Annotated in this window: 11 protein-coding genes and 1 pseudogene; 5 read left to right on the forward strand and 7 right to left on the reverse strand. The window is 72.5% G+C overall.

The genetic code is table 11. The annotated features are described in order from the left end of the window. Window positions 1–154: 154 nt before the first annotated feature. The 3 genes and pseudogenes from AB0A94_RS25290 to AB0A94_RS25300 form a co-directional block, all read right to left on the reverse strand. A pseudogene (locus AB0A94_RS25290) lies at window positions 155–292 on the reverse strand (alpha/beta hydrolase); the annotation flags it as partial. A 4-nt stretch (window positions 293–296) separates the two neighbouring features. After that, window positions 297–656 (reverse strand): peptidase inhibitor family I36 protein, encoded by a 360-nt coding sequence (locus AB0A94_RS25295; protein ID WP_361747842.1) that lies wholly within the window; start codon window positions 654–656, stop codon window positions 297–299. A gap of 86 nt (window positions 657–742) precedes the next feature. After that, on the reverse strand, window positions 743–1075 hold the full coding sequence (locus AB0A94_RS25300; protein WP_361747843.1) for a beta/gamma crystallin domain-containing protein: 333 nt from the start codon (window positions 1073–1075) through the stop codon (window positions 743–745). 581 nt (window positions 1076–1656) lie between these two features. Here AB0A94_RS25300 and AB0A94_RS25305 point away from each other — a divergent pair. From AB0A94_RS25305 to AB0A94_RS25315, 3 genes are all read left to right on the forward strand, one after another. Then, window positions 1657–2238, forward strand: a complete 582-nt coding sequence (locus tag AB0A94_RS25305; RefSeq protein ID WP_361747845.1) for a sigma-70 family RNA polymerase sigma factor — start codon at window positions 1657–1659, stop codon at window positions 2236–2238. Window positions 2239–2449: 211 nt separating this feature from the next. Beyond that, window positions 2450–2749, forward strand: coding sequence for a hypothetical protein (locus AB0A94_RS25310; protein WP_361747847.1), 300 nt, complete (start codon window positions 2450–2452; stop codon window positions 2747–2749). A 21-nt stretch (window positions 2750–2770) separates the two neighbouring features. Next, a complete protein-coding gene (locus tag AB0A94_RS25315; protein WP_361747849.1) occupies window positions 2771–3493 on the forward strand; it encodes an alpha/beta hydrolase in 723 nt (240 codons plus the stop codon). Window positions 3494–3652: 159 nt separating this feature from the next. On the opposite strand, the gene AB0A94_RS25320 is transcribed toward AB0A94_RS25315, so the two are convergent. From AB0A94_RS25320 to AB0A94_RS25335, 4 genes are all read right to left on the reverse strand, one after another. Next, window positions 3653–5764: an acyltransferase family protein gene (locus AB0A94_RS25320; RefSeq protein ID WP_361747851.1), complete on the reverse strand. Its 2112-nt coding sequence runs from the start codon at window positions 5762–5764 to the stop codon at window positions 3653–3655. Window positions 5765–6140: 376 nt separating this feature from the next. Next, window positions 6141–7007 (reverse strand): AraC family transcriptional regulator, encoded by an 867-nt coding sequence (locus tag AB0A94_RS25325; protein ID WP_361747852.1) that lies wholly within the window; start codon window positions 7005–7007, stop codon window positions 6141–6143. Then, complete coding sequence (locus AB0A94_RS25330; protein ID WP_361747854.1) at window positions 6941–8041, reverse strand: DUF6082 family protein; 1101 nt, start codon at window positions 8039–8041, stop codon at window positions 6941–6943. The genes AB0A94_RS25325 and AB0A94_RS25330 overlap by 67 nt, the downstream gene beginning before the upstream one ends. 110 nt (window positions 8042–8151) lie before the next feature. Next, window positions 8152–8934 (reverse strand): TetR/AcrR family transcriptional regulator, encoded by a 783-nt coding sequence (locus tag AB0A94_RS25335; protein ID WP_361747856.1) that lies wholly within the window; start codon window positions 8932–8934, stop codon window positions 8152–8154. A gap of 233 nt (window positions 8935–9167) precedes the next feature. Here AB0A94_RS25335 and AB0A94_RS25340 point away from each other — a divergent pair, with 233 nt between their 5' ends. Together AB0A94_RS25340 and AB0A94_RS25345 are read left to right on the forward strand one after the other, a co-directional pair. Then, window positions 9168–11399, forward strand: coding sequence for an MMPL family transporter (locus AB0A94_RS25340; protein ID WP_361747858.1), 2232 nt, complete (start codon window positions 9168–9170; stop codon window positions 11397–11399). 124 nt (window positions 11400–11523) lie between these two features. Then, a complete protein-coding gene (locus AB0A94_RS25345; protein WP_361747860.1) occupies window positions 11524–11808 on the forward strand; it encodes a DUF4190 domain-containing protein in 285 nt (94 codons plus the stop codon). Window positions 11809–11914: the final 106 nt, after the last annotated feature.

The following is an 11914-nucleotide window of genomic DNA, read 5'->3' on the forward strand; positions in this document are numbered from 1 at the left end:
AGTAGAGCTCGATGTCGGTGGTGTTCTCCCGGCCGACGGTGATGAACGGCATGGTGGTTGCTGCCTTCCTGGTGCGAGATGTGACGAGGGGGTGGAATCAAGTGCGGTCAGCGGACCGTGCGGGCGGCCTGCTCGACGATGCGGGTCACGGCACCTGGCTGATGACGGTGCCGCCGTGGGAGTGGCCGGCCGGGGCCACGGGCCCGTCGATGTGCTGGACGACGCCGCGCAGGTGGGCGGCGTCGCTCGCCGGGCCGCGCAGCGGGTTGTCGGCGGCCGCGACCGGTTGGCCGGGGTCACACGAACCGGAAGCTGGTCAGTTCGTCGTTGTGGATCGGCAGGGCCGCGACTGAGCCACCGGGTGCGTAACACCCCATGGGGTAACCGTAGCTCTCGTGCCGGTACATGCAGACGGTGCGGTCGGACCGGTTCCAGACCGAGGTCGTGCGGTCGTTCATGTGACTGCCGATGTTCGGCGTACTGCCGGCGCTCGAGAAGAACCGGCCTTCGTAACTGCTGTGCTGCCAGACGCAGAAGTGTCCGGAGGGGCACTGGCTGTAGTGGGCCTGTGCCGCCGGGGCGTTGAATGCCACCAGAGCGCCGGCCAGCACCGCTGAGGCACCGGTGGCGGCGTCGCGGGTCCTCGCCCGCGGCATCCGCGGTGCGGTCGGGAACGGGGAGCCGTCCGTGCACCGGGGCGGCGTGGCCCCGGTGCACGGCGTCCGTCCGGCGACGTGGTGGGTCAGCGGATCTGCAGGATGTACAACGTCGAGTTGAGCCCCTCGACGTCCACGATGCTCGACCACTTGGGCATGGTCCTCACCTCACCGCCCAGAAGTATCTCGATGTTGTTGTTGCCGGATGTGATCCGCGAGACGTTGGGGAGCTGGGGCGCCAGGACACCCGCGTTGGCGAAGCACGCGGTCTGGCTGCCGTTGTACCAGACCTTGACGAAGTCGGTCCTGTCCCCGCAGTCGGTCTGGTTGGCCGCGGAAGCCGTGGAGACGGGTGCGAGGGCTGTCACGGCCCCCACCGCCACTGCGGTGAGCGCGATGCGTGAAACGGAGCGCCGCATGGTGGAACTTTCCTTCCGTACTGGTGCCGTGCTGCAAAGTGGCACGGTGCGTGGTCGACACCCGCCCTCCGCGTTCACGGGAGGGAGGGAGCCGGATGATTCCTGAGGCCGACGGGCAGTGGATCGGTCTGCGCCCGACGGTCGCGTCCCGAGGCGGCGAGAAGGGGAGTCGCCTGGCCTCGCCGACCGAACGCGCACTTGCTTGATCGGTTCAACGTCGCGTACGGGTCTGCGGTTCAGCGTGCCGGTGGAATCGGATGTGTCGAGCCGCCTCGGTCCCCTTCTCCGATCAGCGGACGCGTCCGTTCGGCGGGATGTCGGCCGCTCGGCGGGATGTCGGCCGCGCGCCGACGGGGCGCGCCCGTCCGGTCGGTCCGTGCCCTCCGATGCGCCTGGGAGTCGGCTCGAAGCATCGCCGTGCCGGGCGCGACGACGCGGCCAGGGCCTGCGCCGGGAAACGGCGACCCGGCACGACAAGGAGACGAAAAGGTTTGGCCAAGGTCCTCCGGAGAGTGTTGACCCACTTTCCCGCCCGTGCGGGAGACACGGCACGGAACACTTGAACGGAATTGGGCACCACCATGAACGGGACCATGGGGGCGGGGACCGCCCCCCTCGCTCCAGCGCGGGCACATGCCCGGTACATCGCGTCGGACGCCGACTGCGACGCCTTCGTCCAGGACGTCTACGAACGGTACGGACCTCTGCTCGTCCGGTATGCCGTGCGGCTGCTGGACGGCGACTGGCACAAGGCGGAGGACATCCTCCAGGAGGCGGCGACCCGCGCCTGGAAGCACGCCCGGTTCCTGGGCACCCGCGGCGAGCACGTCCGGCCGTGGCTGCTCACTGTGGTCAGGAACCTTGTCTTCGACCATTACCGGGCCCGGCGGGTACGGCCGCTGGAGCTGATGCCGATCGAGGAGTGGGACGCCGCCTGGGACGGCACGGACTCCACTCTCACCTCCCACGTGGTGCTGGAAGCGCTGCGGGAACTGAACGAGCAGCAGCGGACCGTCATCCGGGTCATGTACTACCTGGAATGCAGCGTGGCCCAGGCGGCCGAGCACCTCGGCATCCCGCCCGGCACCGTCAAGAGCCGCGCCTTCTACGCCATGCGAGCGCTGCGGAAGGCACTGGAGAGCCGGGGCGTGTTCGGGGGGTAGTCACAGCCCGGCGGAGTACGGGCCGTGGCGTCCGGCGGGTCCCGCCGCCGCTCACGCCGTGCCGCACGGCCCGGCGCGGGTCGTGCCGCACCTGCGCCCACCTGGCCGGCTCCTCGTCCAGCCGGTACGGGTCACCACAGTGGGAGAACGTGGGGGCATCGGAGTGGGGCAACGGCCCGCGGAGGGCGGCGATGCGTGATCAGCTTGAGCTGTGGAGACCATCATCGCCAGCGGCATGGCCGTCCTGGGAACCCTGCTCGGTCCGGGGATCACGTACGGACCCGTGACGCCATCAGCCGACTGGTCGGAGCAGCCAGGCAACACCTCCGAGGGGCCCCGTCGTCGCCGGGTCCGCGTCGAAAACCCTTTGCGGGCCGCGGCGTCCACGGCTATGTTCCCGGAGGCCGTGCGAGAGAACGAGGAGGTGGTACCCGTGAACGCAGTATCGGCATGGGTGCTCCTCTCCGAGGTCACGGCCGGGCGACAGGTCGTCCGGGAGCGCCGTTTCTGAGCACTCCCGAAAGGTACGACCATGCGATTCACTTCCGAGCAGCGCCTCGACGACGGCGTCCTCGAGCGCGCATTCACCCTCGGCGAGATCCCCGGCACCCTGTGGACGCCCGAGTCCGCGGCACCGGTTCCGCTGATCCTGATGGCCCACAACAACGGCCTGCCCAAGGGGGACTCCCGGCTGGTGGCCCGGGCCCGCATCACCGCGGCGGACGGCTACGCGGTGGCCTCCGTCGACGCCACCGGGTGCGGTGACCGGCCCCGTTCCGCCGCCGACGAGCGGGCCCGCGCCGAGTTCCGCCGGGCGATGCAGGCCGGCGAGCCGGTCGACGGGATCTTCGAGTCCTTCATCGGCCCGCTGGTCGAAAAGGCGGCCCCGGATTGGCGTACCACCCTGGACGCCCTCCTCTCGCTGCCCGGGATCGGCGGCCCGGTCGGATACTCCGGGTGGATGGCCCTGGGCATTCGGCTGGCGGCGGTCGAGCCGCGCATCGCGGCCGCGTGCTTCTTCGCCGGGGGCCACGTGCCCCGCGCCCAGCGCGAGGAGGCCCGGCAGGTGACCGTTCCGCTGCTGATGCTGCTGCAGTGGGACGACGAGGGGAACCCACGGCAGCGGGCGCTGGACCTGTTCGACGCCTACGCCGGCAAGGAGAAGACGCTGCACGCCAATACGGGCGGGCACACCGGCACCCCGTGGTTCGAACTGGAGGACAGCAGGCGGTTCTTCGGCCGGCACCTGAAGTGAGGCCGGGCCGCCAGGCCGGCGGCAGACGGTGAGCGGCGCCGGGCAGGAGGCCGCTCGTCGAGGACGGGTTCCGGCTCCGCGCGGTTCTCCCCACCGCGGGCCCCTGCCGAGTCGGCAGGGGCCCGCGGTGGGGACCGGCGGCAGGGCGGTCCGGCGTGCTCAGCCCGTGCCGAGGAGGCGGTCCAGCGCGGGGGCGAGGACCGGGGTGAGGGCCTCGGCGTAGGCCTCGGAGAGGTGGCTGTCGTCGCGGTGGACGGCGGTGTCGCCGACGACGACGGGACAGGTGCCGGTGCGGGGGGCGCAGACCCAGGGTCCGGGATCGATGACCGAGGCGCTGGTCGCGGTGGCGGCGCCGCGGAGGGCGGTGTGGCGGGTCGCGTCGTGGATCGCGTCCGGCAGGTGGTTCGCGCAGGCGCGCAGGTGCAGGGGGTTCTTGGCGGCGCAGTCGACCGGGTCGCCCTTGGGCCACGGGGTGTCGAGCAGGACGGCGACGTGGGCGCCGGAGGTGCCGAGGTCCCGGAGGGTGTCCTCGAAGCCGGTGGTCCACTGCCGGAGGGGGTCGTCGGCGGGCCGGGCGGGGTCGCCCGCGTCCGAGGAGGAGACGACGACCAGTGCCGGGTGCAGGGCGTTGATCCTCGCGACGGCGCGGGAACGCCAGGTGTCGCAGGCCGTGTACGGCTCGTGGTCGCTGACGATGGTCACGTCGGCGACCTTGCAGGAGGCCTTCGTCAGCGAGACCAGCTTCCACCCGCGCGCTGTCGCGAGCCGCTGCAGGGCCGGGAACCACTGGGCCGCGTGGGAGTCGCCGAAGAGCACGACGGTCCGGGAGGACGCGCGGTCCCCGTAGACGCAGGACGGGGTCCGGGTGCTGTCGTGGTCGACGTGGCAGCCGTCCCGGTAGACCGCGGACCGGGAGGACTTCACCTTCGGCAGGGCCGGGGCGAGGTTGCTCGGCAGGCTGCCGGGGGACGACGCCAGGAGTTCGGCCAGCCGCGTCCGCGGGTCCGGCGCGTCGGCCAGCGCCTCCGCCAGTACGGGTGCGGGTCCGCCGACCTCGATCGTCGGCGGGACCGCCGCCGCCGTCAGGGACAGCGCCGTGGCCCCCGCCGTCAGCCCGGTCCCGAGCGCCAGGGCCCGGCGGGGCCGCCCCCGGAACGCCCGGTGGAAGCGGACGGGGTTCTCGACGAGGCGCAGCGTCAGCCACGCCAGGACCAGCGCCACCGCGCACAGCCCGAGCGCGAGCGGCACCCCGGCGGTGCCGTCCGTACGGCCCAGCGCCGCCGGGGCTATGACCAGCAGCGGCCAGTGCCACAGGTACCAGCCGTAGGAGAGCTCGCCGAGCCGCACCAGCGGTCGCCGCCCGAGCAGCCGGCCCGCGCCGTGCGGGGCGGGCGCGCAGCCGCCGGCCAGGACGAGCACGGTGCCGAGGACCGGCAGGAGGGCGTGGTGGCCCGGGAAGGGCGTCTGGTCGTCGTACCGGACCGCCGCCAGCGTGACGCAGGCCAGGCCGAGCCAGGTCAGCGGGCCCGCGAGGGCGGCGGGCAGCCGTTCCAGCCGGGCGGTGGCCAGCGCCGGCAGCGCTCCGGCGCCGAGTTCCCAGCCCCGGGTGAGGGAGACGAAGTACGCCCAGGAGGGTGAGGAGTCGGTCATGAGGACGCTGGCCGCGAACGACCCCAGGACCAGCGCTCCGAGCGGCACCACGACCAGCCCGCGCCGACCGCGGGCGGCCCGCCAGCCGAGCAGCAGGAGCAGCGGCCACACCAGGTAGAACTGCTCCTCCACGGCGAGCGACCAGAAGTGCTGGAACGGCGACGGCGGACTGTTCTGGGCGAGGTAGTCCGTACCGGCCGCCGCCAGCCGGAAGTTGACCGTGTACAGCGCGCCGGCGAGGGCGTCGCCCGCGTACTCGGTGAGTCGCGCCTTCGACAGGAACAGCCACGCTCCGGCCAGTGTGACGGCGATGACCAGGGTCGACGCGGGCAGCAGCCGGAGCGCCCGGCGGGCGTAGAAGGCGCGGATCGACACGCGGCCGGTGGCGGCGAGTTCGCGCAGAAGCAGGGACGTGATGAGGAAGCCGGAGATCACGAAGAAGACGTCGACCCCGACGTAACCGCCGCTGACCTGCGTCACTCCGGCGTGGGAGAGCACCACGAGCCCGACGGCCACCGCGCGCAGCCCTTGGATGTCGAGCCGTAAGGGGTGGCTTCCGCGCGGTGCGGATCTGCCGCTCGCCGGGACGGTACGGACCTCGGCGAACGTGGTGCTCAACATCGGGTGTGACTCCTCGTGGGACTGGCGGGGACCGACTACGCGACTGTCCGTCCGCCACCCGTGGTTCAGATGGCCACCGCCTCAACGTCACAAGAACCAGGGCACTTATCTGGGCGCCACGCCTCACACCTCCGTCCGTGCGCGACCGGGTCCACGGAACCCGTCCGGCACACGCGAGGACGGGACCCGAGGAGGGGTGCTTCTCCGGCCCCGGTATCCGGGTCCGGCGTGTGCGGAGGAGTTCCCCTCCCGTCCGCCGTCGCCCCGGGCGGGCGGGAGGGGCGCGGGGGACGGTGGTGGACCTGTGACGGGGGCCGGACCGGAGTTCTCGTCGGGTCGGGGCACGTGACAGCACGACCGCCGTGCCCCCGCGGCTTCAGGCGCGCTCCCGTTCCACCGGGAGCCACAGTTCGGCGTCGGCCTCGGTCCCGTCCGGGGAGAGGGTGGTGCGCAGGATCTCGGGGCCGGGGCGGCTGCGGTACGGGTTGGACGGGAACCACTGGGTGAACACGTCCCGCCACAGCTCCTGGATGGCCTGCGGGGCCGGTCCGGAGGTGGTGAAGACCGCCCAGGTGCCGGCCGGGACGGGGAGCGCCGTGGTGCCCTCGGGGGCGGCCGCCGTCGTGATCACCCCGTGGTAGTAGTCGAGTTCGGTGCCCTCGGCGCGGCTCGGGTCCAGGTCGTCGCAGACCGCGACGATGCCCTGCGGCTCCTGGTCCGACAGCTTCCCCAGGCGTTCCAGCGTCTGCGGGCCGATCCCGCGGACGAAGTCGATGATCGCCTGGTTCGGTCCCGTGTGCACCAGTGGCACCCGGGCCCTGGGTCCGACGACGGTGAAGTCGGGCTTGTCCACTACGCGATAGCGCATGCTGCTGCTCCCTTCGACGGTGAGGCGGAAGGACAGCCGGGGCTGGGAGACGAGTGCGGCGCCGGTGCGCCGGGCCTCGCCCGGCCCGATGCCGTGCATGGCGCGGAACGCCCGGGCGAACGCCTCGCCCGAGCCGTAGCCGTAGCGCACCGCGACCTCCAGCAGGGACTCCCGCCCCGCGAGCACCTCGGCACCCGCGACCGTGAGCCGCCGACGCCGTACGTACTCCGACAGCGGCATGCCCGCGAGCGCGGAGAACATCCGGCGCAGGTGGTACTCCGAGGTGGCCGCGACGCGGGCCAGCTCGGTCACGTCGATCCGCTGGTCGAGACGGCCCTCGATGTGCTCCAGGGTCTGGTTGAGACGCTCCAGCACTCCCGGTCTCCTTCCTCTTTCGCGCTCACCACGCTAGGGAGCGGCCCCCCTCCCCGACCCGACATCCTGTGCCCCATCGGATCGGTCTCGGGTGCGGGCCACGGAGTGGGGCTCCTCCGTGCCGTACCAGGAGGAGCCGGCAAGCCGACACGCGCCTTCCCCCGGTCCCGCCGGACCGGAAGGTGTGCGGTGCCGCACGACGACGAGGGCACCGCCCGGGGATCCGCTCCTGGGGCCACGTGGTGCCGGGCCGTGGCGGTCAGCGTCGGCGACGCAGCAGCGATCCGACGGCCAGTCCGGGGCCCAGGCCGATCAGGGCGCCGACCGAGGCCCCCCGGCGGCGCGCCGTCCCCGCTGCGGGAGCGGAGGGCGGGTCGGGGACGCGCGGTGGGCGAACCGGTGGTCCCGCGGCGACGGCGCGCGTGCTCCTCGCCCACGATGCGCAGGAAGCGGCGGCCCACGCGGCTCCCGGACGTGCGGGCGGTCCACGACGTGCGCGCCCTGCGCCAGTGGTCGCGCCCGGCCTCACCGGTGAACATCCCGGCGAGCATGTCCCGCAGCAGGCTCTCGGGGATCGACCGGATCTCGAAGCCCATCCAGGCGTAGTTCATCAGCAGATCGGCGTAGACATGCCGTTTCCGCTCGTCCGGATCGACGATGTCCGTGGCGCCCCAGACCGGCTGGAAGAGCGCCATGTCGTCGAGCTCCAGCCGGACCAGCTCGAGGTAGTAGCTGCGGATTCCCTGGATCTGCTCCGCCCTGGCCTGCCGGTTCTGGACGATCAGGGACACCGCGACGCCGGTCAGCGCCAGCGCCGAGACGATCGCCGACGTGAAGCCGTACGCGGCGCCGGCCTGGCTGAGCCGGTTCCAGTCCGCGCCGCGGGAGCCGGAGATCTCCTCCAGCGCGAACGGCGACAGCAGCACCCCCGTGAGGGCGAGCGCCACGACGGCAGCCGTCCCCAGCGCCTTGGTCACCCGGCGGGCCGCCGGTGCCGCCGGTCCCGGACGATGACGGGCTATCAGGTCGGTCACCTCCGTACCGGCCCGCCCCTGTGGCTGGACCGGGCCCGGGCAGCCTACTTCCAGCCGTTGCCCGGGATCAGGTGCGGAACGGCCCGGACCACGCGGTGTCCGTCATGCGGTCATCCCACCCGTCCGCCGGGTCGTCCGACGCCGACTCGTCCGACGCCGGGTCGTTCCGCGGGGATGCGGCGGTAGATGTCCGCGAGGAGGTCGCGCATCGCCATGCGGAAGATCTCGGCCTGGTGGCCGTCCATGAAGGAGGTGTGGCCGAACACCTCCAGGACGACGAGGCCGTGCATGTGGCCCCATCCGCTCAGCATGAGCACGGTCGCGGGGGCCGGCAGAGCCGGCGTGCCGTCCGGTGGCGGGGCTTCCAGATGCGCCCGGAGCGGGGGCGAGAGCGTGCGGGTGTCGGCGGCGGCGAGCTGCGCCTCGGTGAACCCGTCGAACAGCACGTGCTGGAAGACCCCGCTCATCCGGCGCATGGCGCGGGTGGTGGGGCCCTCGGCGGGTGCCGCGTAGTCGCGCAGCGGTGTCCCGTACAGGAGCTGGAACAGTTCGGGGTGGGCGACGGCCCAGCGGCGGTAGCCCTCGGCCGCGGTCACGAACCGCGGCACCGCCGGGTCGTCCGGCGCGGTGTCGACCGCGGTCCGTACGGCGTCGGCCAGGTCGTCGTACGCCTTGGCGATGAGCACCGTGACGAGGGCGTTCCGGTTCGGGAAGTAGTGGTAGAGCGCCTGGACGCTCATGCCGAGGTTGCGGGCCACCGCCCGCAGGGACAGGGCCGCGGGGCCGTGTTCGGTGATGTGGCGCTCGGCGGCGTCCACGATCTCCCGGGTGGCGACGGCCCTGCGCCGCTGGCGCAGCGTGAGCGGGGCCGACGGGTGTTCGTCTGCGGGCATGTGGTGACCCTACGACGGAGATCCGCGGACTGTTCGGGAAATCTGACACTGTCAGAAAAACTTCCTTCTGCTCAACAAGTCGTCCTCTCACTAACGTCGTTCGCGGCGACGAGGAGTGCGACACGCACCCGTCCGCACGGGGCGGGTGCCTCTGCGGGGCACCGCGCCGGGTCCCCCGCGCATCCGGCCGACACGCGTCGTCTTCACCTCTTCCGACACCAAGGAGATCGCACGTGTTCGAACGTTTGGCCGAATTTACGATTCGGCGATCCCGGCTGGTCCTCGTCGTCGCCGCCCTGGCGGTGGCCCTCATGGGCGTGCTCGGCGCCGGCGCGTTCAGCAAGCTGCTCGGCGGCGGCTTCGACGACCCCGCCTCGGAGTCCACCCGGGCGGCGGAGGTCATCGACGAGAAGTTCGGCGGTGAGGCGAACCTGGTCCTGCTGGTCCGGGCCTCCGACGGCCGGGTCGACGCTCCCGCCGCCCGGCGGAGCGGGCAGACCCTGACCGCCGACCTGGAGAAGGACGAGAGGCTCACCAACGTCGTCTCGTACTGGGAGACGGGCAGCGACGACCTGCGCTCCCGGGACGGCCGCGAGGCCATGGTGCTCGCCCATGTGACGGGCGACGAGACGCGGCAGCGGGAGCACGCCAAGGAGATCATCGACGCCTACACCGGGACGTACGAGGACGTCCTCACGGTCCGGGCCGGGGGCGGGGCCGCCGTGGGCAGCGACCTGTCGAAGCAGGTGGTCGACGATCTGGTGCTGGCCGAGGCCATCGCCATACCGCTCACCCTCGTCCTGCTGCTGTTCGTCTTCGGCAGCGTGGTCGCGGCCCTGCTGCCGCTGGTCATCGCCCTCGTCGCCATCATCGGCTCGTTCGCCCAGCTCTCCCTGCTCGCGAGCGTCACCGACGTCGCCGACACCGCGACCAACCTCACCACCGCCCTCGGCCTCGGCCTCGGCATCGACTACGCCCTGCTGATGGTCAGCCGCTTCCGGGAGCAGCTCGCGGCGGGGGCGGGCGTGGACGACGCCGTCCGGCGCACGGTGAGCACCGCGGGCCGGACGGTCGCGTTCTCCGCCGCGACCGTGGCGGCGGCGCTCGGGGCGCTCCTGGTGTTCCCGCAGTACTTCCTGCGCTCGTTCGGCTTCGCCGGGGTCGGGGTCGTCGCCATCGCCGCCGTCGGCACCCTGTTCGTCATGCCGGCCCTGCTGGCCGTCCTGGGGCACCGGGTCAACAGCGGGCGGCTGCCGTGGGCGAAGCCGGGGCGCTCCGGCACCCGGGCGCCGCTGTGGGGGCGGCTGGCCCGTACCGTCATGCGGCGGCCCGCGCTCACCACGCTTCCCGTGCTCGCGGTCCTGCTGCTGGCGGCGAGCCCGCTGCTGGGCATCACCTTCGGCACGTCGGACGAGCGCGTGCTGCCCGAGGACGCCGAGAGCCGCCGGGTCGCCGCCGTCCTGCGGGAGGACTTCGGCGGCAGCGAGGACTCGGCCCTGCACGTCGTCATCGACGAACCGGTGGGCGGGGCGCCGCTGGAGGCGTACGCCGTCGCGCTGTCCGGGGTCGAGGGGGTCGTCCGCGTCGAGACCAGTGCGGGCGGCTACGCCGGGGGGCGGTCCACGGCGGCCGGCCCCGGCGACGCCGCGCTCGGCCGTGACGACGCGCAGCGGATCACCGTGGTGAGCGGTCTGGTGCCGAAGTCGGACGCGGCCCAGGACCTGGTGGCGGACGTCAGGGCGGTCACCCCGCCCGAGGGGGCGCGTCCCCTGGTGGGCGGCGTCGACGCCCAGCTGGTCGACTCCAAGGACTCCATCGGCAGCCGGCTCCCGGTCGCCGTCGCGCTGATCGCCCTCACCACCTTCCTCCTGCTCTTCCTGTTCACCGGGAGTGTGGTGCAGCCGCTGCGCGCGCTGGTCCTGAACCTGATCAGCCTGGGCGCCACCCTCGGCGTCATGACCTGGATCTTCCAGGACGGCAACCTCTCCTCCCTGCTCGGTTTCACCGCGCAGCCGATGGAGGTGGCGATGACGGTGCTGATGTTCTGCATCGCCTTCGGCCTGTCGATGGACTACGAGGTGTTCGTCACCAGCCGCATCAAGGAACTCCACGACGCGGGCGAGGACAACGAGTCCGCCGTCGCGGGCGGGCTCGGGCACACCGGGCGCATCGTCAGCGCGGCGGCCTGCCTGCTCGCGGTCAGCTTCTTCGCCTTCGGCACCTCGGAGATCAGCTTCATGCAGATGTTCGGCCTGGGCAGCGGGCTGGCCATCCTCATCGACGCCATCGCCGTGCGCGGCGTCCTCGTCCCCGCGGCGATGCGCCTGCTCGGCCGCTCGGCCTGGTACGCGCCGCCCTTCCTCCGTAGGTTCCACGACCGGTTCGGGCTCAGCGAGGGCGGGCCCGCGGCTGCCCCGGTGGCGGTGGCGGAGTCGCCGTATCCGAAGGACCCGGCGAAGGTCTGACGGAGCGCGCGTCGTCCGGCCGGCCGGCATGGGAGCGCGGCGAGGGGGCATTCGGAACAAGCAAGTCAAGAGTGAGGAAACAACGGCCCGTTCGGTCCGTGCGACCGACAACCGGGAGTACTCAATGACGAGTTACGGAACCTCTTCCGCCGCGTCCTCCGGCTCGCGCACCAACGGCCTGGCGATCGCGAGCCTGTGCTGCGGCATCATCGGACTGTTCTTCCTGAACATCGTCCTGGGCCCGCTGGCCATCGTCTTCGGCGCCGTCGCCCGCCGCCAGGCGGGCGGGAACGGCACCGGGATGGCGAAGGCCGGCATCATCCTCGGCATCGTCGACGTGGTCCTGTGGCTCGTGCTCCTGATCGTCGCCGCGAACAGCGGCGGGTTCAGCTGGTACGTGGGCGGCTGACGGCCCCGCGGGAGGACGAGTTCGTACGTGCGGGTGGGCACCGGGTGCCCACCCGCACTCCCCTGTGCGGCCGGGTCCTCCAACTCCCGGCGTTCGACCGCCGGTT

The sequence above is a fragment of the Streptomyces sp. NPDC044984 genome (genome assembly GCF_040646935.1).
Classification (GTDB): domain Bacteria; phylum Actinomycetota; class Actinomycetes; order Streptomycetales; family Streptomycetaceae; genus Streptomyces.